Origin of the sequence: Burkholderia sp. TSV86 (assembly GCF_001522865.1) — a bacterium.
Lineage (GTDB): Bacteria > Pseudomonadota > Gammaproteobacteria > Burkholderiales > Burkholderiaceae > Burkholderia.
This window is the reverse complement of the sequence record NZ_LOWB01000021.1, coordinates 15,120-36,694: the sequence shown is the minus strand read 5'-3', so window position 1 is coordinate 36,694 and position 21,575 is coordinate 15,120. Positions and strand designations below refer to the sequence as shown.

The following is a 21,575-nucleotide window of genomic DNA, read 5'->3' as shown; positions in this document are numbered from 1 at the left end:
GACGGCGGCGGCACGCGGCGAACACTGCGCTGGAATGGCATAAAAAACACACCTCTTCCCATGTGGCCCGGTCGCGCCGCTGCCGTGCCGGCTTCGTCCGCGCGCGGCATCTGATAACGAACGAAAGGAGCGACCATGTCTCTGTTCAACAAGGTGGTGAAAGAATTCCAGTGGGGCCAGCACAAGGTTCGCCTCGAAACCGGCGAGATCGCGCGCCAGGCGAGCGGTGCGGTGCTCGTCGACGTCGAGGATACCGTCGTGCTCGCGACCGTCGTCGGCGCGAAGTCGGCGAAGCCGGGCCAGGATTTCTTCCCGCTGACCGTCGATTACCTCGAAAAGACCTATTCGGCCGGCAAGATTCCGGGCGGCTTCTTCCGTCGCGAAGGCCGTCCGTCCGAGCACGAGACGCTGACGTCGCGCCTGATCGACCGGCCGCTGCGTCCGCTGTTCCCGGAAGGCTTCTACAACGAAGTGCAGGTCGTGGTTCATGTGTTGTCCGTGAACCCGGAGGTTCCGGCCGATATTCCCGCGCTGATCGGCGCGTCGGCCGCGCTCGCGGTGTCGGGCCTGCCGTTCAACGGCCCGGTCGGCGCGGCGCGCGTCGCGTACATCGATAACCAGTACGTGCTGAACCCGACGCGCGAACAACTGAAATCGTCGCGCCTGGACCTCGTCGTCGCCGGCACCGAGCGCGCGGTGCTGATGGTCGAATCCGAAGCCGATCAACTGCCGGAAGATGTGATGCTCGGCGCGGTCGTGTTCGGTCACGAGCAGATGCAGATGGCGATCGATGCGATCCACGAACTGGTGCGCGAGGGCGGCAAGCCCGAGTGGGATTGGCAGCCGGCCGCGAAGAACGAAGCGCTGATCGCGCGCGTGACCGAACTCGCGCAAGCTGATCTGCAAGCGGCGTACCAGACCCGCGAAAAGCAGGCGCGCTCGGCGAAGCTGAAGGAAATCTACGCGGCCACGACCGCGAAGCTGGCCGAGGAAGCGGTGGCGTCGAACGCCGAAGCAGCCGATGCGGCGACGGTCGGCAACATCCTGTTCGATCTCGAGGCGAAGATTGTCCGCTCGCAGATCCTGAATGGCGAGCCGCGCATCGACGGCCGCGACACGCGCACCGTGCGCCCGATCGAGATCCGCACGGGCGTGCTGCCGCGCACGCACGGCTCGGCGCTTTTCACGCGCGGCGAGACGCAGGCGCTCGTCGTCGCGACGCTCGGCACGAAGGGTGACGAGCAGATCATCGACGCGCTCGAAGGCGAGTACCGTGACCGCTTCATGCTTCACTACAACATGCCGCCGTTCGCGACCGGCGAAACTGGGCGCGTCGGTTCGCCCAAGCGCCGCGAAATCGGCCACGGGCGCCTTGCCAAGCGCGCGCTCGTCGCATGCCTGCCGAGCGCCGACGAATTCGGCTATTCGATTCGTGTCGTGTCGGAAATCACCGAGTCGAACGGTTCGTCGTCGATGGCGTCGGTGTGCGGCGGCTGCCTCGCGCTGATGGACGCCGGCGTGCCGATGAAGGCGCACGTCGCGGGCATCGCGATGGGTCTGATCCTCGAAGGCAACAAGTTCGCGGTGCTGACCGATATTCTCGGTGACGAGGATCATCTCGGCGACATGGACTTCAAGGTGGCTGGCACGGCCGACGGCGTGACGGCGCTGCAGATGGACATCAAGATCCAGGGGATCACGAAGGAAATCATGCAGGTCGCGCTCGCGCAGGCGAAGGAAGGCCGTCTGCACATCCTCGGCAAGATGAAGGCATCGGTCTCGGGGGCGAACACGCAGCTGTCCGAATTCGCGCCGCGCATGATCACGATCAAGATCAACCCGGAGAAGATCCGCGACGTGATCGGCAAGGGCGGCTCGGTGATCCGTGCGCTGACGGAAGAAACCGGTACGACGATCGACATTTCGGACGACGGCGTCGTGACGATCGCGAGCACGAGCAGCGAAGGGATGGCCGAGGCGAAGAAGCGCATCGAGAACATCACGGCGGAGATCGAAGTCGGCCAGGTGTACGAGGGCTCGGTGCTCAAGCTGCTCGATTTTGGCGCGATCGTGAACCTGCTGCCGGGCAAGGACGGCCTGCTGCATATCTCTGAAATCGTCAACGAGCGGGTGAAGGACATCAACGACTACCTGAAGGAAGGCCAGCAGGTGAAGGTCAAGGTGATCCAGACGGACGAGAAGGGCCGTGTGCGGCTGTCGGCGAAGGCGCTGCTGAATGAGGCGGCCGCACAGCAAACCGATGTGCCTCCGCAGCAGTAAGTAGGCGGCACCAACGGCCGGCAGCGCGAAGCGCGCCGGCCGTTTTTTCTGTAGGATCGGGCCGCGATTGACGCCGCCCCGGCATCTCCTGTTGTCGGCGTTTCCCACTCATTTCGATCCTGGAGCCATACAGATGAGAGCCATTGAAATCGCCGAGTTCGGCGCTCCCGACGTGCTGAGGCTGGCCGAGCGTCCGAAGCCGGAGCCCAAGCGTGGTGAGGTGCTGATCAAGGTTGCCGCATCGGGAGTCAATCGTCCCGACGTGCTTCAGCGCAAGGGCTTGTATGCGCCGCCGCCCGGCGCATCGGATCTGCCGGGGCTCGAGGTTGCGGGGGAGATCGTCGGCGGCGATCTTTCCGACCGCGCGTCGAACCCGTTCGGCCTGAAGCTCGGCGACCGCGTTTGCGCGTTGCTCTCGGGCGGCGGCTACGCGCAATACGCGGCCGTGCCGCTGCTGCAATGTCTGCCGGTGCCGGATGGCTTGAGCGAGGTCGAGGCCGCCTCGCTGCCCGAGACGTTTTTTACGGTATGGAGCAACGTGTTCGACCGCGCCCAGCTTGGCGCGGGCGAGGGCGGCGCGCAGGAGTCGCTGCTCGTGCAGGGTGGTTCGAGCGGCATTGGCGTCGCGGCAATTCAAATCGCGCATGCGCTCGGTTTTCGCGTATTCGCCACCGCGGGCACCGACGACAAATGCCGCGCGTGCGAGCAGCTCGGCGCTGAGCGGGCGATCAATTACAAGACCGAGGATTTCGTCGGCGTCGTGAAATCGCTGACGCACGATCGGGGCGTCGACGTGATTCTCGACATGGTCGCGGGCGCCTATGCGCCGCGCGAGCTGACGGCGCTCGCTGACGGCGGACGGCTGGTGGTGATCGCGCATATCGGCGGAGCGAAGGCGGAGATGAATCTCGCCGAGATCATGCGGCGCCGGCTGACGGTCACGGGCTCGACGCTGCGGCCGCGTCCCGTCGAGTTCAAGGCGCGGATCGCCGCGCAATTGAAGGAGCGCGTGTGGCCGCTCGTTGCCGACGGCCGCGTGAAGCCCGTGATCTATCGCGTGCTGCCGGCCGAGCAGGTGGCCGATGCGCATGCGTTGATGGAAAGTAGCGAGCACGTCGGCAAGATCGTGCTCGCTTGGGGTGCGAATCCGTAACCGGCGATATCTGATCGTCGATGCTTGACATCGGCAGTTTGACCTGTTCTTGAGCGCCGAAGTAAAATTGCGGGTTCGCTTCGCCAGATGAACACGACGCCCTTTCCAGGGTGTCCACGACGAGACAAACCATGTCGAAACAAAGAATTCAGCGAGTGATCGGCAACTGGAAGATGCACGGCCGCCTGAGCGGCAACCAAGCATTGCTGAACGAGGTCGCTCAAGGGGCGCAGGCTGTGCGCGAGGGCGTCGAAGTCGGTGTGTGCGTGCCGTTTCCTTATCTTGCGCAGGCACAGTCGTTGCTGATGGGCGGGCGTGTTGCGTGGGGCGCTCAGGACGTGTCGGCGCACGAACAGGGTGCATACACGGGCGAAGTGGCGGCGGCGATGGTCGCGGAGTTCGGCGCGGCCTATGCGATCGTCGGGCATTCGGAGCGTCGCGCGTATCACGGCGAAACGAACGAGGCGGCGGCGGCCAAGGCGCAGCGCGCGCTCACCGCGGGGCTGACGCCCGTCGTTTGCGTCGGTGAGACGCTTGCCGAGCGTGAGGCAGGGACTACCGAGCAGGTCGTCGGCACTCAGCTCGATGCGGTGCTCGCCGTGCTGTCGGCGCAAGATGCGGCGCGTATCGTCGTCGCATATGAGCCGGTGTGGGCTATCGGCACGGGCAAGAGCGCGACGTCCGCGCAGGCGCAGCAGGTGCACGCGTTTTTGCGCTCGCGGCTCGAGCAGAAGGGGGCGCCGCAGGTGTCGCTGCTGTATGGCGGCAGCGTGAAACCCGATAACGCGGTCGAGCTGTTCGGTCAGCCGGATATTGATGGCGGTTTGATCGGCGGCGCGTCGTTGAAGAGTGAAGATTTTCTGGCAATTTGCCGGGCCGCGCAGTAAGTGCTCGCGAAGTTGCGGGGATGTCGGGCAGCGGGTGGAGACGCCGGCTGTATCAACCAATAGGTGAGGGTGTATGCCGTTTTTGAAAGTTTTGATTATTGTGGTTCAGTTGCTGTCCGCGTTGGGCGTGATTGGCCTCGTGCTGCTGCAGCATGGCAAGGGAGCCGACATGGGGGCGGCGTTCGGCAGCGGCGCGTCGGGCAGTTTGTTCGGTGCGACGGGCTCGGCGAATTTCCTGTCGCGCACGACGGCCGTGCTCGCAACGATCTTCTTCATCGCGACCCTCGCGCTGACTTACCTGGGTTCGTACAAATCGGCGCCGTCGGTCGGCGTGCTGGGTACGGTGGCGACGGCGCCCGCGTCGGCGGTTGCTGCATCGCAGGCGCCTGCCGCATCCGTGCCCGCGGCAGTATCGGCGGCATCCGCGTCCGGCCAGGATGTACCGAAATAAATTTTCGAGAAATGCAGGTTTGTGCGTTGAACAAATCTAGGAACCGGGTTAGAATTTGATTCTTGAAGCGATTCGCGGGTTATGTGATTTTTCCCGAGTTGCATGCAGTGCCGACGTGGTGAAATTGGTAGACACGCTATCTTGAGGGGGTAGTGGCGAAAGCTGTGCGAGTTCGAGTCTCGCCGTCGGCACCAAAGTTGCTCAATGCCAGCCGCTTCGTGGGGCTGGCATTTTTTATTTCCGGCGTATCCTTGCGGTTGTCTTGGATTAGCCGGGAGTCCGAAATGATCCGATTTCCGGATCAGTGTTATTCTCCGGAACGCTCGGATCCAACCAATAGAGGATAGCCTTGAACCTCGCAGCCTATTACCCCGTCTTGTTGTTTCTCCTCGTAGGCACTGGTTTAGGTATAGCGCTGGTCAGCATCGGCAAGATCCTCGGTCCCAACAAGCCCGACAGCGATAAGAATTCGCCGTACGAATGCGGCTTCGAAGCATTCGAGGATGCGCGCATGAAGTTCGATGTGCGCTATTACCTCGTCGCGATTCTGTTCATCATCTTCGATCTCGAAACCGCGTTCCTGTTCCCGTGGGGGGTTGCCCTGCGCGAAATCGGCTGGCCCGGTTTCATCGCAATGATGATTTTCCTGCTCGAATTCCTGCTTGGTTTCGCCTACATCTGGAGAAAGGGCGGCCTGGACTGGGAGTGACGGTCAATCGCCGGTTTGCATGGGCGGCCACGCGTCGCCGCCTATCTGGAGTGGATAGCAAATGAGTATCGAAGGGGTCTTGAAGGAAGGGTTTGTCACCACTACGGCCGACAAGCTGATCAACTGGACGCGTACCGGCTCGCTGTGGCCCATGACGTTCGGTCTCGCGTGCTGTGCAGTGGAAATGATGCATGCGGGCGCCGCGCGTTACGACCTCGACCGGTTCGGGGTTGTGTTTCGCCCGAGTCCGCGTCAGTCCGATGTGATGATCGTCGCGGGCACGCTCTGCAACAAGATGGCGCCCGCGCTGCGCCGGGTCTACGACCAGATGGCCGAGCCGCGCTGGGTGATCTCGATGGGCTCGTGCGCGAACGGCGGCGGCTATTACCACTACTCGTATTCGGTGGTGCGCGGCTGCGATCGGATCGTTCCCGTCGATGTCTACGTGCCGGGTTGTCCGCCGACCGCCGAGGCGCTCGTTTATGGCGTGATCCAGCTGCAAGCGAAGATCCGCCGCACGAGCACCATCGCCCGTCAATAAAGCATCGAATCCCCACATAACATGGCAAGCAAAATCGAGACCCTGAAGGCGAACCTCGAGGCCGCCATCGGCGCGCGCGTGGTAAGCCTCGTAGAAGCGGTCGGCGAGCTTACGCTCGTCGTGAAGGCAAGCGATTATCTCGAAGTCGCGAAGCAGTTGCGCGACGATCGCACGCTCGGCTTCGAGCAGCTCATCGACCTGTGCGGCGTCGACTATCAAACCTACGGCGACGGCGCCTACGACGGCCCGCGCTTTGCCGCCGTACTGCATCTGCTGTCGGTCGCGAATAATTGGCGTCTGCGCGTGCGCGTGTTCGCGCCTGATGACGATCTGCCGATCGTCGCGTCCGTCGTCGACATTTGGAATTCGGCGAACTGGTATGAGCGCGAGGCATTTGATCTTTACGGCATCGTGTTCGAGGGACACCCGGACCTGCGTCGTATCCTGACCGATTACGGTTTCATCGGTCATCCGTTCCGTAAGGATTTCCCGGTTTCCGGCTATGTCGAAATGCGCTACGACCCGCAAGAAAAGCGCGTCGTCTATCAGCCGGTGACGATCGAGCCGCGCGAAATCACGCCGCGCGTGATCCGCGAGGATCGCTATGGCGGTCTGAAACATTAAGGGGACGTCATGGCTGAAATCAAGAATTACACGCTCAATTTCGGGCCGCAGCACCCGGCCGCGCACGGTGTGCTGCGCCTTGTGCTCGAGCTCGACGGCGAAGTGATCCAGCGCGCCGATCCGCACATCGGCCTGCTGCATCGCGCGACCGAAAAACTCGCCGAAAACAAGACGTTCATTCAATCGGTGCCGTACATGGACCGTCTCGACTATGTGTCGATGATGGTCAACGAACACGGCTACGTGCTCGCGATCGAGAAACTGCTCGGCATCGAGGTGCCGGAGCGCGCGCAGTACATTCGCGTGCTGTTCGACGAAATCACGCGCGTGCTGAACCATTTGATGTGGATCGGCGCGCACGCGCTCGACGTCGGCGCGATGGCGGTGTTCCTGTACGCGTTCCGCGAGCGCGAGGATCTGATGGACGTGTACGAGGCGGTGTCGGGCGCGCGCATGCATGCGGCGTACTATCGCCCAGGCGGCGTCTATCGCGATCTGCCTGACGCAATGCCGCAATACAAGGCGTCCAAGATTCGCAACGAGAAGGCGCTCGCGAAGATGAACGAGGCGCGCAGCGGCTCGGTGCTCGACTTCATCGACGATTTCTTCACGCGCTTTCCGAAGTGTGTCGATGAATACGAAACGCTGTTGACCGACAACCGGATCTGGAAGCAGCGTCTCGTCGGCATCGGTGTCGTGAGCCCGGAGCGTGCGCTGCAGCTCGGTCTGACAGGGCCGATGATTCGCGGCTCGGGCATCGCATGGGATTTGCGCAAGAAGCAGCCGTATGAAGTGTACGATCGCCTCGACTTCGACATTCCCGTCGGCGTGAACGGCGATTGCTACGATCGTTATTTGGTGCGCGTCGAGGAAATGCGTCAGTCCATCCGCATCGCGAAACAATGTATTGAGTGGCTGCGTAAGAATCCCGGTCCCGTCATCATCGACAATCACAAGGTTGCACCGCCGTCGCGTGTTGGCATGAAATCGAACATGGAGGATCTGATCCACCATTTCAAGCTCTTCACCGAAGGCTTTCACGTGCCCGAAGGCGAGGCGTATGCGGCCGTCGAGCATCCGAAGGGCGAGTTCGGCATTTATCTCGTGTCGGACGGGGCGAACAAGCCGTATCGCCTGAAGATCCGCGCGCCGGGCTATGCGCATCTGTCCGCACTCGACGAAATGGCGCGCGGGCACATGATTGCCGACGCTGTCACGATCATCGGGACGCAGGACATCGTGTTCGGCGAAATCGACCGCTGACGGTCGGGCACCGCTTGCGGCCCGGCTGGATTGGGCACGGGCGGCGAGTCTCACGCGGCGCGGCTGACCGGCGCGCCGCCGCAGCAAGCTGTCAACAGTGAACGCCAGGTCTGCCGCGGCATTGGCCATGCGGCAGGTTGTTCGTGCGGTAGGAATTGAAAGAGTCGTGTCTGAAAATGATCTCAGCTGAAGGCCTGAAAGAAATCGATCGAGCGATCGCGAAGTATCCCGCCGATCAGAAACAGTCCGCCGTGATGAGCGCGTTGGCCGTCGCCCAAGAGGAGCATGGCTGGCTGTCGTCCGAACTGATGCAGTTCGTCGCGGACTATCTCGACATGCCGGCGATCGCGGTCCAGGAGGTCGCGACGTTCTACACGATGTATGAGCTTGCGCCTGTCGGCCGCCACAAGATCACGCTCTGCACGAATCTGCCGTGTCAGCTCGGGCCTCACGGCGGCGCGCAAGCGACGGCCGAATATCTGAAGCACAAGCTCGGCATCGGTTTTGGCGAAACGACACCGGATGGCAAGTTCACGCTGAAGGAAGGCGAATGCTTCGGCGCGTGCGGCGATGCGCCGGTGCTGCTGCTCAACAACCACAAAATGTGCAGCTTCATGAGCCGCGAGAAGATCGACCAGCTGCTTGAGGAGCTCTCGAAATGACGTCCCTCCACGATCGTCACATCAAACCGCTGATTCTCGCCGGCCTGAACGGCGAGAACTGGCGTCTTGCCGACTACGTCGCGCGCGGCGGCTACAGGCAATTGCGCCGCATTCTCGAGGAAAAGATTCCGCCCGAGCAGGTGATTGCCGATGTGAAGGCGTCGGGGCTGCGCGGCCGGGGCGGTGCGGGTTTTCCGACTGGCCTGAAGTGGAGCTTCATGCCGCGGCAGTTTCCCGGGCAGAAGTACCTCGTGTGCAATTCGGATGAAGGCGAGCCGGGCACGTTCAAGGATCGCGACATCCTGCGCTGGAATCCGCACGCGCTGATTGAAGGGATGGCGATCGGCGCGTATGCGATGGGCATCACGGCCGGCTACAACTACATTCACGGCGAGATTTTCGAAGTCTATCGCCGTTTCGAGGCGGCGCTCGAAGAGGCGCGCGAAGCGGGCTTCCTCGGCAAGAACATCCTGGGTACCGATTTCTCGTTCGAGCTGCATGCGCATCATGGCTATGGCGCGTATATCTGCGGCGAGGAAACGGCGCTGCTCGAATCGCTTGAAGGCAAGAAGGGCCAGCCGCGCTTCAAGCCGCCGTTCCCGGCGAGCTTTGGCGTGTACGGCAAGCCGACGACGATCAACAACACGGAAACCTTTGCCGCGGTGCCGTTCCTGCTGGCGGTCGGTCCGCAGAATTATCTCGAGATGGGCAAGCCGAACAACGGCGGCACGAAGATCTTCTCCGTGTCGGGCGATGTCGAGCGTCCGGGCAATTACGAGGTTCCGCTCGGCACGCCGTTCGCGACGCTGATGGAGCTGGCAGGCGGGATGCGCGGCGGCAAGAAGATCAAGGCGGTGATTCCGGGCGGCTCGTCGGCGCCGGTGATTCCCGGCGACATCATGATGCAGACTGATCTGGATTACGACTCGATCGCGAAGGCGGGCTCGATGCTGGGTTCCGGCGCGGTGATCGTGATGGACGAGACGCGCTGCATGGTGCGCTCGCTGTTGCGTCTGTCGTATTTCTATCACGAGGAATCGTGTGGCCAGTGCACGCCGTGCCGCGAGGGCACGGGCTGGCTGTGGCGCGTCGTCAATCGGATAGAGCACGGCCAGGGCCGCCAGGAGGATCTGGATCTGCTGAACTCGGTCGCGGAGAACATCATGGGCCGCACGATCTGTGCGCTCGGCGATGCCGCGGCGATGCCGGTGCGCGGGATGCTCAAGCATTACTGGGACGAATTCGCGTACCACGTCGAGCACAAGCGTTGCATGGTCGGCGGCCACGCGCACGCGGCCGCGGCCTAAAGCGCGCAATCCGATTGCGGAATTCGAGCGCCCGGACGAGCGTTAGCGGGCGAGCGGTAATAGGTTAAGGACCATTCACCATCATGGTTGAACTTGAAATAGACGGCAAGAAGGTCGAGGTGCCTGAAGGCAGCATGGTGATCCAGGCTGCGCACAAGGCGGATACGTATATTCCTCACTTCTGCTATCACAAGAAGCTGTCGGTCGCGGCGAATTGCCGGATGTGCCTCGTCGAAGTCGAGAAGATGCCGAAGGCCGTGCCCGCGTGCGCGACGCCGGTATCGGCCGGCATGATCGTCCACACCAACTCTGAAAAGGCCACGAAGGCGCAGCAGTCGGTGATGGAATTCCTATTGATCAACCATCCGCTCGATTGCCCGATCTGCGATCAAGGCGGCGAATGCCAGTTGCAGGATCTCGCGGTTGGCTACGGCAAGTCGTCGTCGCGCTACAGCGAAGAGAAGCGCGTCGTGTTCCACAAGAACGTGGGCCCGCTGATCTCGATGGAAGAGATGTCGCGCTGCATCCACTGCACGCGTTGCGTGCGCTTCGGCCAGGAAATCGCCGGCGTGATGGAGCTTGGCATGCTGGGCCGCGGCGAGCATTCGGAAATCACGACGTTCGTCGGCAAGACGGTCGACTCCGAGCTGTCGGGCAACATGATCGATCTGTGCCCGGTTGGCGCACTGACGAGCAAGCCGTTCCGCTACAGCGCCCGCACGTGGGAGCTGTCGCGCCGCAAATCGGTGAGCCCGCATGATTCGGTCGGCGCGAATCTGGTCGTCCAGGTGAAGAACAATCGCGTGATGCGTGTGTTGCCGTTCGAGAACGAGGCCGTCAACGAGTGCTGGATCTCGGACAAGGACCGCTTCTCGTATGAAGGCCTCAATAGCGACGAGCGCTTGACCAAGCCGATGATCAAGCAAGGCGGTCAATGGCGTGAAGTCGATTGGCAGAGCGCGCTCGAATACGTCGCGCGCGGGTTGAAGGGCGTCGTGGCCGACCACGGCGCGTCGGCGCTCGCGACGCTGGCGAGCGCGCACAGCACGGTCGAGGAATTGTTCCTGCTGAAGTCGCTCGCGCATGGCCTGAAGACGCCGAACATCGATATCCGTTTGCGCCAGTCCGATTTTTCTTCCGCGACCGAAGGCGCACCGTGGCTCGGCATGCCGATCGCGGCGCTGTCCGGCGTCAGCGGCGCGCTCGTGATCGGTTCGCTGCTGCGCCGCGATCATCCGCTGCTCGCCGCGCGTCTGCGTCAGGCCGCGAAGGGCGGCGCGCAGTTGCACTTCCTGCATGCGACCGGCGACGATTCGCTGATTCCGAGCGCGAAGCGCATCGTCGCCGCGCCGTCGGCATGGCTCGACGAACTCACGGGCATCGCGGCAGCGGTCGCGCAAGCGCGCGGCGTCGCGCTGCCGCAGGCGCTCGCGGGCGTTGAAGCATCCGCCGCCGCGCAGGCCGTCGCGCAATCGCTCGCAAGCGGCGAGCGCCGAGTCGTACTGCTCGGCAACGGCGCGGTTCAGCATCCGCAGTTCGCGCAGATCCACGCGCTCGCGCAATGGATCGCCGACAATACCGGGGCGACGCTCGGTTTTCTGACCGAAGCCGCGAACACGGTCGGCGCGCATCTCGTCGGCGCGTTGCCGGGTGAAGGCGGCTTGAACGCACGCGACGTGTTTGCACAGCCGCGCAAGGGCTATGTGCTGCTCAACGTCGAACCCGAATTCGATACGGCCGGTCCCGCGCAAGCGCTCGCCGCGCTTCAACAGGCGGAAACGGTCGTCGTGCTGTCGCCGTTCAAATACGGTCTCGATTATGCGGACGTGCTGTTGCCGATCGCGCCGTTTACCGAGACGGCGGGCACTTACGTCAACGCGGAAGGCCGCGTGCAGTCGTTCAACGGCGTCGTGCGCCCGCTCGGCGACACGCGTCCGGCGTGGAAGGTGCTGCGTGTGCTCGGCAACTTGCTCGGCCTGCCGAATTTCGAATACGAGACGTCCGACGAGGTGCGCATTGCCGCACTTGGCGATGGCGAGATCGTGCCGCGTTTGTCGAACCGGACGAAGCTCGCAGTCGAGCGTGCGGCGGCGAAGGCGAACGGCGCGCTCGAACGCCTTGCCGACGTGCCGATTTATCACGCCGACGCGCTCGTGCGTCGCGCTGGCGCGCTGCATCTGACGGCCGCCGCGAAAGTCGCGTCCCACGCCGGCTTGCCCGCCGCATTGTTCGACCAGCTCGGCTTGAAGGACGGCGACGCGGTGCGCGTGCGCCAAGGTGATCGTGCGGTGCAATTGCCGGCCGTGCGCGACGAGAATCTTGCGGCAAATGTCGTTCGCGTGTCGGCGGCAACGCCTGCCGGCGCGGCGCTCGGCAGCCTGTCCGGTGAACTGGTGGTGGAGAAGGCGTAAATGAGCTTGTTCGATACGATCAACTCGGGCGGGGCCGAGCTTCTCGGTGCGGCGTGGCCGACGGTATGGGCGCTGGTGCGCATTCTCGTTGTCGCCGTCGTGATCCTGTTGTCCGTCGCATATCTGATTCTGTGGGAGCGTAAGCTGATCGGCTGGATGCACGTGCGTCTCGGTCCGAACCGTGTCGGCCCCGCGGGCCTGTTGCAGCCGATCGCCGACGTGCTGAAGCTGCTGCTCAAAGAAGTGATCCACCCGACGGCGGCAAGCCGCTGGCTGTATCTGATCGCGCCGGTGATGACGGTCGTGCCGGCGTTCGCGGTGTGGGCCGTGATCCCGTTCCAAGCGGGCGCCGTGCTCGCAAACGTGAATGCGGGCCTCTTGTACGCGATGGCGATCTCGTCGGTCGGCGTCTACGCGGTGATTCTCGCCGGCTGGGCGTCGAACTCGAAGTACGCGTTTCTCGGTGCGATGCGCGCGGCCGCGCAGATGGTGTCGTATGAGATCTCGATGGGCTTCGCGCTCGTGCTCGTACTAATGACGGCCGGCAGCCTGAACCTGTCGGAGATCGTCAACTCGCAGCAGCAAGGCTTCTTCGCGAACCACGGTATCAATTTCCTGTCGTGGAACTGGCTGCCGCTGCTGCCGGTGTTCGTCGTCTACTTCATTTCGGGCATCGCGGAAACGAACCGCCATCCGTTCGACGTGGTGGAAGGGGAGTCGGAAATCGTCGCGGGCCACATGATCGATTACTCGGGGATGGCCTTCGCGCTGTTTTTCCTGGCCGAGTACATCAACATGATCGTGATCTCGGCGCTGGCGGCGACGATGTTCCTCGGCGGCTGGGACGCGCCGTTCGAATTCCTGTCGTTCATTCCGGGCATCTTCTGGCTGGTGCTGAAGGTTTTCGCGCTGCTGTCGGTGTTCATTTGGGCCCGTGCGACGTTCCCGCGTTTCCGCTACGACCAGATCATGCGCCTCGGCTGGAAGGTATTCCTGCCGGTATGCGTGATTTGGGTGGTCGTGGTCGGTTTCTGGATGATGTCGCCGCTGAATATCTGGAAATAAGGGGCGGACGAAATCATGACGGCAATCCAACAGTTCTTTAAAACCTTCTTTCTGACCGAGCTGCTGAAGGGGCTCGCGCTGACGGGGCGGTACACGTTCAAGCGCAAGTTCACCGTGCAGTTCCCCGAGGAGAAAACGCCGATCTCGCCGCGCTTTCGCGGTCTGCATGCGCTGCGCCGCTATGAGAACGGCGAGGAGCGCTGCATCGCATGCAAGTTGTGCGAAGCGGTGTGCCCGGCAATGGCGATTACGATCGAATCGGAAACGCGCGCGGATAATACGCGCCGCACGACGCGCTATGACATCGATCTGACGAAGTGCATCTTCTGCGGTTTCTGCGAAGAAAGCTGCCCGGTCGATTCGATCGTCGAAACGCAGATTCTCGAGTACCACGGCGAAAAGCGCGGCGATCTGTATTTCACGAAGGAAATGCTGCTCGCGGTCGGCGATCGCTACGAGAAGGAGATCGCGGCTGCGAAGGCCGCCGATGCGCGGTATCGGTGATCCTTCGGGGAACCGACGGCCGCCCCGGCGAGCGGGTCGGCCAAACCGCGGCGACGCCGCGGCTCGCCCGGCGGTGACAGCCAACCGCGCCTGACAATGGCCTAATGATGAACCGGTAATCATGGACTTCACGACCGTACTCTTCTACATCTTCTCGCTGCTCCTCGTGGTATCGGGGCTGAAGGTGATCACTTCGCGCAACCCGGTGGCGTCTGCGCTTTTCCTCGTGCTCGCGTTCTTCAACGCAGCCGCGATCTGGATGCTGCTCGAGGCCGAATTCCTCGCGATCCTGCTGGTGCTCGTCTACGTGGGCGCGGTGATGGTGCTGTTCCTGTTCGTCGTGATGATGCTCGACATCAACATCGACGTGCTGCGCCGCGACTTCCGGCGCTTCGTGCCGATGGCGACCGCGGTGGGCGCGATCATCGTCGTCGAGACGGCGCTGATTCTTTGGCGCGGCTATGGTGCGACGTCGTCGCCCGTGCGCGACATCGCCGCGGGCGCAGCGGCCGGCATGTCGAATACGAAGTTGATCGGCAAGGTGATCTATACCGATTACATCTTCGCGTTCGAAATCGCGGGCCTGGTGCTGCTCGTCGCGATCATCGCGGCGGTCGGGCTGACTGCGCAGAAGGGCAAGGACAGCAAGCGCCAGCGTGTGTCCGACCAGGTGAAGGTGCGCCGCCAGGACCGCGTGCGCCTCGTGAAGATGGCAGCGGACAAGCCGCAGCCGGAAACGGCCGAGCGCGCAGCAGGCGCCGCCGGCGGCAACGGCTAAGCGGAGGAAAAGAAACTATGTTGACCTTGGCGCATTACCTCGTGCTCGGCGCGATCCTGTTCGCGATCAGCATCGTCGGAATCTTCCTGAACCGCCGCAACATTATCGTGATCCTGATGGCGATCGAACTGATGCTGCTCGCGGTGAATACCAATTTCGTCGCGTTCTCGCACTACCTGGGCGACGTGCACGGCCAGATCTTCGTGTTCTTCGTGCTGACGGTCGCGGCGGCGGAAGCCGCGATCGGCCTCGCGATTCTCGTGACGCTGTTCCGCAAGCTCGACACGATCAATGTCGAGGATCTCGATCAGCTCAAAGGTTAATTTCAGGCAAGGCTGTTATGTCAACGACACTCAATGAAAACCTGCTGTTGGCGATTCCGCTCGCGCCGCTCGCCGGTTCGCTGATCGCGGGGTTGTTCGGGAACGCGATCGGACGCAGCAACGCGCACCGGGTCACGATTCTCGGCGTCGCGATCTCGCTCGTGCTTTCCGCGATGGTGTTCTTCCAGGTGCTGGATGGCGCGAGTTTCAACGCGACCGTCTACGAATGGATGAACGTCGGCTCGCTGAAGCTCGAGGTCGGTTTCCTCGTCGACACGCTGACCGCGATGATGATGGTGGTCGTGACCTTCGTGTCGCTGATGGTGCACATCTACACGATCGGCTACATGTCGGAAGAGGACGGCTATCAGCGCTTCTTCTCGTACATCTCGTTGTTTACGTTCTCGATGCTGATGCTCGTGATGAGCAACAACTTCCTGCAGCTTTTCTTCGGCTGGGAAGCGGTGGGTCTCGTGTCGTACCTGCTGATCGGCTTCTACTTCACGCGTGAAAGCGCGATCTACGCGAACATGAAGGCGTTCCTCGTGAACCGCGTCGGCGATTTCGGCTTCCTGCTCGGCATCGGCCTCATCCTCGCGTATGCGGGCTCGATGAACTACGGCGAAGTGTTCGCGAAGCGCGCGGAACTCGCGACGCTGCACTTTCCGGGCACGCAATGGGGTTTGCTGACGGTCGCATGCATTTGCCTTTTCGTCGGCGCGATGGGTAAGTCCGCGCAGTTCCCGCTGCACGTGTGGCTGCCTGACTCGATGGAGGGCCCGACGCCGATCTCCGCACTGATTCACGCGGCAACGATGGTGACGGCCGGCATCTTCATGGTCACGCGGATGTCGCCGCTGTTCGAGCTGTCCGACGCGGCGCTGTCGTTCATCACGGTGATCGGCGCGATCACGGCGCTGTTCATGGGATTTCTCGGCATTGTTCAGAACGACATCAAGCGCGTCGTCGCATATTCGACGCTGTCGCAGCTTGGCTACATGACGGTTGCGCTCGGCGTATCCGCGTACCCGGTCGCCGTGTTCCACCTGATGACGCACGCGTTCTTCAAGGCGCTGCTGTTCCTCGGCGCGGGATCGGTGATCATCGGCATGCATCACGATCAGGACATGCGCAACATGGGCGGCCTGCGCAAGTACATGCCGATCACGTGGATCACGTCGCTGATCGGCTCGCTTGCGCTGATCGGCACGCCGTTCTTCTCCGGCTTTTATTCGAAGGACTCGATCATCGACGCGGTGAAGCTGTCGCACCTGCCGGGTTCGGGCTTCGCGTACTTCGCGGTCGTCGCGAGCGTGTTCGTCACCGCGCTGTACTCGTTCCGGATGTACTTCCTCGTGTTCCACGGCGAAGAGCGCTTCCGTAAGCCGAAGCACCCGGATTCGCCGATGGCGCAGGCGGCCGCGCATGGTCATGACGATCACGGCCACGGTCACGTGCATGTGCCGCACGAAACGCCGTGGGTCGTCTGGGTGCCGCTCGTGCTGCTCGCGATTCCGTCGATTGTGATCGGCGCGGTGGCAATCGGCCCGATGCTGTTCGGCGATTTCTTCCAGCACGGCGTCGCGTTCGACAAGGTGATCTTCATCGGCCAGAATCACCCGGCGCTTGCCGAGATGGCCGAGGAGTTCCACGGCTGGGCGGCGATGGGGCTGCATTCGGTGTCGGGGCTGCCGGTTTATCTGGCGCTCGCTGGCGTTGTCGTCGCATGGTTCCTGTATCTGAAGCGTCCGGATCTGCCGGCGTCGATCCGTCGCGCGTTCGGCCCGATCTACACGCTACTTGACAACAAGTACTACATGGACAAGATCAACGAGGTCGTGTTCGCGAAGGGCGCGGTCGCGATCGGCCGCGGGCTGTGGAAGGAGGGCGACGTCGTGGTGATCGATGGCCTCGTCAACGGCAGCGCGCGCTTCATCGGCTGGTTCGCCGGCGTGATCCGCTTCCTGCAATCCGGTTACATCTATCACTACGCGTTCGCCATGATCATCGGCATGCTGGGGCTCCTGACCCTGTTTGTAACGCTCGGCGGCAAATAAGGCGGAGACGATACTAATGCACTCTTTTCCGATTCTCAGTACCGCGATCTGGCTGCCGATCGTCTTCGGCCTCATCGTGCTCGCGGTCGGCTCCGATAAAAATCCGGGCGTCGCGCGCGGGGTCGCGCTGATCGGCTCGCTGCTCGGCCTGGCCGTGACGGTTCCGCTCGTCACGGGCTTCGATTCGAGCACCGCGGCGTTGCAGTTCGTCGAGCAGTCGACGTGGATCGAACGCTTCAACATCTCGTATCACCTTGGCGTAGACGGCATCTCGATGTGGTTTGTCGTGCTGACCGCGCTGATCACCGTGATCGTCGTGATCGCCGCGTGGGAAGTCATCACCGAGAATGTCTCGCAGTATCTCGCTGCGTTCCTGATCCTGTCGGGGATCATGATCGGCGTGTTCTCGGCGGCCGACGGCCTGCTGTTCTATGTGTTCTTCGAGGCCACGCTGATCCCGATGTACATCATCATCGGCGTGTGGGGCGGTCCGAACCGCGTGTATGCGGCGTTCAAGTTCTTCCTGTACACACTTGCCGGCTCGCTGCTGATGCTGGTCGCGCTGATCTATCTGTATACGCATACGCATTCGTTCGATCTCGCGACCTGGCAGAACGCGAAACTCGAGATGACGCCGCAGGTTCTGCTGTTCATCGCATTCTTCCTCGCCTTCGCGGTGAAGGTGCCGATGTGGCCGGTTCATACGTGGTTGCCGGACGCGCACGTCGAAGCGCCCACAGGCGGTTCGGTCGTGCTGGCCGCGATCATGCTGAAGCTCGGCGCATACGGTTTCCTGCGCTTCTCGCTGCCGATCACGCCGGATGCGAGCCACTTCTTCGCGCCGGTCGTGATCACGCTGTCGCTCGTCGCGGTGATCTACATCGGCCTCGTCGCGATGGTGCAGGCGGACATGAAGAAGCTCGTCGCGTATTCGTCGATCGCGCACATGGGTTTCGTCACGCTCGGCTTTTTCATCTTCAATCAGTTGGGTGTGGAAGGCGCGATCGTTCAGATGATCTCGCACGGCTTCGTATCGGGGGCGATGTTCCTTTGCATCGGGGTGCTGTACGACCGCTTGCATTCGCGTCAGATCGCAGATTACGGCGGCGTCGTCAACGTGATGCCGAAGTTCGCCGCGTTCGCGATGTTGTTCTCGATGGCCAACTGCGGCTTGCCCGGCACGTCCGGTTTCGTCGGCGAATTCATGGTGATTCTTGCGGCGGTCCAGTTCAATTTCTGGATTGCGTTCGGGGCGGCGTTCACGCTGATTCTCGGCGCGGCCTACACGCTTTGGATGTACAAGCGCGTGTACTTCGGCGCGGTAAAGAGCGACAAGGTCGCGAAGCTCTCGGACATCGGCCGCCGCGAATTCTCGATGCTCGCCGTGCTTGCCGCGTTCACGTTGCTGATGGGCCTCTATCCGAAGCCGTTCACCGACGTGATGCACGTTTCCGTGGAAAACCTCCTCTCCCATGTCGCGCAGTCGAAACTGCCGCTGGCCCAGTAAGCGCGAGCGGAGGAAATCAAGATCATGCAAAACGCACCTATGAATGTTCTGTTGCCTGATGCGCTGGTGATGGCCGCCATCGTCGTCGCCTGGCTGAACGACACCATTTCCGGCGCGGCCGGCCGACGCGTCACGTATCTGATCGCGGTCGTCTCGTCGATCGCGGCGGGCGTTTGGTTCGCGCTGCAAGCGCTCGATCCGCAACAGTACTATTTTTTCTCGCGGATGGTCGTCGTCGATTCGTTCGCGAGCGTGATGAAGGCGGTCGTGTCGTTCGGCTTTGCCGTGTCGCTCGTCTATTCGCGTAAGTACCTTGAGGATCGCGACCTGTTCCGCGGCGACGTGTTCCTGCTCGGAATGTTCTCGCTGCTCGGTCAGATCGTGATGATCTCGGGCAACAACTTCCTGACGCTGTACCTCGGCCTCGAACTGATGTCGTTGTCGCTGTACGCGACGATCGCGCTGCGCCGCGATGCCGCGCAGTCGAGCGAGGCGGCGATGAAGTACTACGTGCTCGGCGCGCTGGCTTCGGGCTTCGTGCTGTATGGGATTTCGATGCTGTACGGCGCGACGGGTTCGCTCGAATTGAACGAAGTGCTGAAGGCGGTTGCGTCGGGCCACATCAACGATGCGGTGCTGCTGTTCGGCGTGATTTTCGTCGTCGCCGGCGTCGCGTTCAAGCTGGGCGCCGTGCCGTTCCACATGTGGGTGCCGGACGTCTATCAGGGCGCGCCGACCGCGATGACGCTGTTCGTCGGCGGCGGCCCGAAGGTGGCGGCATTCGCGTGGGGGCTGCGCTTTCTCGTGATGGGGCTGTTGCCGCTCGCGGCCGACTGGCAGCAGATGCTCGTGATCCTGGCGGCGCTGTCGCTGATCGTGGGCAACGTGACCGGTATTGTCCAGCGCAACGTCAAGCGCATGCTCGCGTACTCCGCGATTTCGAACATGGGCTTCGTGCTGCTCGGGCTGCTCGCGGGCGTCATCGGCGGCAATCCGTCATCGGCTGCGAGCGCGTACAGCTCGGCGATGTTTTATTCGATCATCTATCTCGTGACGACGATGGGCGCGTTCGGTGTCGTGATGCTGCTCGCGCGCCGAGATTTCGAGGCGGAAACACTCGACGACTTCAAGGGGCTCAACAAGCGCAGCCCGGTGTTCGCGTTCGTGATGATGGCGATGATGTTCTCGCTCGCGGGCATTCCGCCGACGGTTGGTTTCTACGCGAAGCTTGCGGTGCTCGAGGCGACGGTCAACGCCGGCCTCACGTGGCTCGCGGTGCTGGCCGTCATCACGTCGCTGATTGGTGCGTTCTACTATCTGCGCATCGTCAAGCTGATGTATTTCGATGCACCGCAAGACACGACGCCGATCGCAGGTGACGCATGCAAGCGCACGGTGCTCGTGCTGAACGGCGTCGCCGTCGTGCTGCTCGGCATTCTGCCGGGCCCGCTGATGACGATCTGCCTGCAGGCAATCAGCCATACGCTGCCGTTGTAATGTCGGCTGCGGGCTGGTTCATCGTGTTGTTGGCGCTCGCGGGCGCCAACCTGCCGTTCCTGAATCAACGCCTGTTCGCCGTCGTGCCGCTCAATGGCGGGGCAGCGGCGAAAAAGAGCGCGTGGCTCCGGATCGGCGAATTGATCGTGCTGTATTTCGTGGTCGGCGCGCTGGGCTTCTGGCTCGAATCGCGCGCCGGCAACCGTTTCGAACAGGGCTGGCAGTTCTATGCGATTACGTTCAGTCTTTTTGTCGTGTTCGCGTTTCCCGGCTTCACGTTCCAATATCTAGTCAAGCGGCGCTGACGGACTGGCCGTCGCGTCCCCAACCGGAGCCGCCGATGGCCGATTTGCCGAATCACGACGCCACGCTCTTCGAAACCTGTATCGAGAGCCAAGCCGCCTACGACGGTACGTTCCTGAAAGTGAAGCGCGATACGGTGCGTCTGCCCGACGGCAAGCATGCGACGCGCGAATACGTGACCCATCCCGGTGCGGTGATGGTCATTCCGGTCTTCGACGACGGCCGGGTGCTGATGGAGAACCAATATCGTTATCCGATCGGCAAGGTGATGACCGAATTTCCGGCCGGCAAGCTCGATCCGAACGAGGGTGCGCTCGCCTGCGCGATCCGCGAACTGCGCGAGGAAACCGGTTACACCGCGCGCGAATACGTGTTTCTGACGCGTATCCACCCGATCATTTCGTATTCGACCGAATTCATCGACATTTATCTCGCGCGCGGCCTCACGCCGGGCGAGCGCAAGCTCGACGACGGCGAATTCCTCGAGACATTCACGGCGACGCTGCCGGATCTGCTCGAATGGGTGCGCACCGGACGGATCAGCGACGTGAAGACGATCATCGGGACGATGTGGCTCGAAAAGGCGCTGTCGGGCGCGTGGCCGCTCGGCGAGGTCGTGCGGCCGTAAGCCCGTGCTCGCGGGCGGGCCAAGCGGGAGATTTTGGACCACGATACAATCGGTGTGAGTGTGGTGATAGCGAGAGCCGCTCATTCACCAAACTAATTTAGCACGATCGTTCACAAAATTTCTTTTTGCGCTACACTGGCACCACGCCCTGATTCAGCATGAAGGTTCTCGACTTACAGTGCCCCCATGGCCATCGATTCGAAGGCTGGTTTGCGTCAGCCGACGAGTTCGACGCGCAGTTGTCTCGCAAGCTGGTCGAATGTCCGGTTTGCGGGGCGACTGAGGTCAGCCGCATGCCGTCCGCGCCTCGCCTGAATTTGTCAGGCGCGACGCGCGAGCAGCCGGTTGATCCGCGCGTGCTGCAGGCGCAGGTGATGCGCGCGCTACGGGAGGTGCTGGCGAAGACCGAGAACGTGGGCGAGCGCTTCGCCGAGGAAGCGCGGCGTATTCATTACAACGAAGCGCCCGCGCGCAGCATTCGTGGCGTGACGACGCCTGAGGACGCGCAAGCCTTGGTTGAAGAAGGCATCGATGTGCTGCCGCTGCCGGTTCCGGCCGCGCTGAAGGAACCTCTCCAGTAATCGTTCATGATTGCCGGGCGGCCTCGGCGGCCGCTGGTGCGGTC

At 62.4% G+C, this 21,575-nt stretch carries 21 protein-coding genes and 1 tRNA gene; all 22 read left to right on the top strand.

All coding sequences use genetic code 11. The annotated features are described in order from the left end of the window. The first annotated feature begins 135 nt into the window (after positions 1 to 135). Entirely contained in the window at positions 136 to 2,280 is a 2,145-nt protein-coding gene (pnp, locus tag WS68_RS02275) for a polyribonucleotide nucleotidyltransferase (RefSeq protein ID WP_059569260.1), read from the top strand. 133 nt (positions 2,281 to 2,413) lie between these two features. Further along, positions 2,414 to 3,433, top strand: a complete 1,020-nt coding sequence (locus tag WS68_RS02270) for an NAD(P)H-quinone oxidoreductase (RefSeq protein ID WP_059569259.1) — start codon at positions 2,414 to 2,416, stop codon at positions 3,431 to 3,433. A 131-nt stretch (positions 3,434 to 3,564) separates the two neighbouring features. Beyond that, the gene (gene tpiA, locus WS68_RS02265) at positions 3,565 to 4,320 is read left to right on the top strand and encodes a triose-phosphate isomerase (RefSeq protein ID WP_059569258.1); all 756 of its coding nucleotides are present in this window, start codon (positions 3,565 to 3,567) and stop codon (positions 4,318 to 4,320) included. 73 nt (positions 4,321 to 4,393) lie between these two features. Next, positions 4,394 to 4,771, top strand: a complete 378-nt coding sequence (secG, locus tag WS68_RS02260) for a preprotein translocase subunit SecG (protein ID WP_059569257.1) — start codon at positions 4,394 to 4,396, stop codon at positions 4,769 to 4,771. 109 nt (positions 4,772 to 4,880) lie between these two features. Further along, positions 4,881 to 4,965 (top strand) — tRNA-Leu (locus tag WS68_RS02255). Positions 4,966 to 5,120: 155 nt separating this feature from the next. Further along, positions 5,121 to 5,480 carry an NADH-quinone oxidoreductase subunit A gene (locus WS68_RS02250; RefSeq protein WP_059513183.1) on the top strand — a complete coding sequence of 120 codons (360 nt, stop codon included), beginning with the start codon at positions 5,121 to 5,123 and terminating at the stop codon, positions 5,478 to 5,480. Between the two features lie 61 nt (positions 5,481 to 5,541). After that, positions 5,542 to 6,021 carry a NuoB/complex I 20 kDa subunit family protein gene (locus WS68_RS02245; protein ID WP_004186402.1) on the top strand — a complete coding sequence of 160 codons (480 nt, stop codon included), beginning with the start codon at positions 5,542 to 5,544 and terminating at the stop codon, positions 6,019 to 6,021. A gap of 21 nt (positions 6,022 to 6,042) precedes the next feature. After that, positions 6,043 to 6,645, top strand: a complete 603-nt coding sequence (locus WS68_RS02240; protein ID WP_059513185.1) for an NADH-quinone oxidoreductase subunit C — start codon at positions 6,043 to 6,045, stop codon at positions 6,643 to 6,645. 9 nt (positions 6,646 to 6,654) lie between these two features. Continuing rightward, positions 6,655 to 7,908: an NADH-quinone oxidoreductase subunit D gene (locus tag WS68_RS02235; RefSeq protein WP_059569256.1), complete on the top strand. Its 1,254-nt coding sequence runs from the start codon at positions 6,655 to 6,657 to the stop codon at positions 7,906 to 7,908. Positions 7,909 to 8,084: 176 nt separating this feature from the next. Then, positions 8,085 to 8,570 carry an NADH-quinone oxidoreductase subunit NuoE gene (gene nuoE, locus WS68_RS02230; protein WP_059569255.1) on the top strand — a complete coding sequence of 162 codons (486 nt, stop codon included), beginning with the start codon at positions 8,085 to 8,087 and terminating at the stop codon, positions 8,568 to 8,570. Next, positions 8,567 to 9,877 (top strand): NADH-quinone oxidoreductase subunit NuoF, encoded by a 1,311-nt coding sequence (nuoF, locus tag WS68_RS02225; protein ID WP_059569254.1) that lies wholly within the window; start codon positions 8,567 to 8,569, stop codon positions 9,875 to 9,877. The genes nuoE and nuoF overlap by 4 nt, the downstream gene beginning before the upstream one ends. Positions 9,878 to 9,960: 83 nt before the next feature. Continuing rightward, positions 9,961 to 12,288, top strand: a complete 2,328-nt coding sequence (nuoG, locus tag WS68_RS02220) for an NADH-quinone oxidoreductase subunit NuoG (protein ID WP_059569253.1) — start codon at positions 9,961 to 9,963, stop codon at positions 12,286 to 12,288. After that, positions 12,289 to 13,353 carry an NADH-quinone oxidoreductase subunit NuoH gene (gene nuoH, locus WS68_RS02215; protein ID WP_059569252.1) on the top strand — a complete coding sequence of 355 codons (1,065 nt, stop codon included), beginning with the start codon at positions 12,289 to 12,291 and terminating at the stop codon, positions 13,351 to 13,353. Positions 13,354 to 13,368: 15 nt separating this feature from the next. Continuing rightward, on the top strand, positions 13,369 to 13,857 hold the full coding sequence (nuoI, locus tag WS68_RS02210) for an NADH-quinone oxidoreductase subunit NuoI (RefSeq protein ID WP_009892165.1): 489 nt from the start codon (positions 13,369 to 13,371) through the stop codon (positions 13,855 to 13,857). A 121-nt stretch (positions 13,858 to 13,978) separates the two neighbouring features. Beyond that, entirely contained in the window at positions 13,979 to 14,635 is a 657-nt protein-coding gene (locus WS68_RS02205; RefSeq protein ID WP_059569251.1) for an NADH-quinone oxidoreductase subunit J, read from the top strand. A 17-nt stretch (positions 14,636 to 14,652) separates the two neighbouring features. After that, positions 14,653 to 14,958, top strand: a complete 306-nt coding sequence (gene nuoK, locus WS68_RS02200; RefSeq protein WP_010102528.1) for an NADH-quinone oxidoreductase subunit NuoK — start codon at positions 14,653 to 14,655, stop codon at positions 14,956 to 14,958. Between the two features lie 17 nt (positions 14,959 to 14,975). After that, positions 14,976 to 17,015 carry an NADH-quinone oxidoreductase subunit L gene (gene nuoL / locus WS68_RS02195; RefSeq protein WP_059569250.1) on the top strand — a complete coding sequence of 680 codons (2,040 nt, stop codon included), beginning with the start codon at positions 14,976 to 14,978 and terminating at the stop codon, positions 17,013 to 17,015. A gap of 16 nt (positions 17,016 to 17,031) precedes the next feature. Next, positions 17,032 to 18,522, top strand: a complete 1,491-nt coding sequence (locus tag WS68_RS02190) for an NADH-quinone oxidoreductase subunit M (protein WP_059569249.1) — start codon at positions 17,032 to 17,034, stop codon at positions 18,520 to 18,522. 39 nt (positions 18,523 to 18,561) lie between these two features. Continuing rightward, positions 18,562 to 20,019, top strand: a complete 1,458-nt coding sequence (nuoN, locus tag WS68_RS02185) for an NADH-quinone oxidoreductase subunit NuoN (protein WP_059569248.1) — start codon at positions 18,562 to 18,564, stop codon at positions 20,017 to 20,019. Continuing rightward, positions 20,019 to 20,324: a DUF2818 family protein gene (locus tag WS68_RS02180; protein WP_059569247.1), complete on the top strand. Its 306-nt coding sequence runs from the start codon at positions 20,019 to 20,021 to the stop codon at positions 20,322 to 20,324. Before nuoN ends, WS68_RS02180 begins: the two co-directional genes overlap by 1 nt. Positions 20,325 to 20,359: 35 nt before the next feature. Next, entirely contained in the window at positions 20,360 to 20,950 is a 591-nt protein-coding gene (locus WS68_RS02175; RefSeq protein WP_059569246.1) for an NUDIX domain-containing protein, read from the top strand. Positions 20,951 to 21,108: 158 nt separating this feature from the next. After that, positions 21,109 to 21,531, top strand: coding sequence for a DUF1178 family protein (locus WS68_RS02170; RefSeq protein ID WP_059569245.1), 423 nt, complete (start codon positions 21,109 to 21,111; stop codon positions 21,529 to 21,531). Positions 21,532 to 21,575 lie beyond the last annotated feature (44 nt).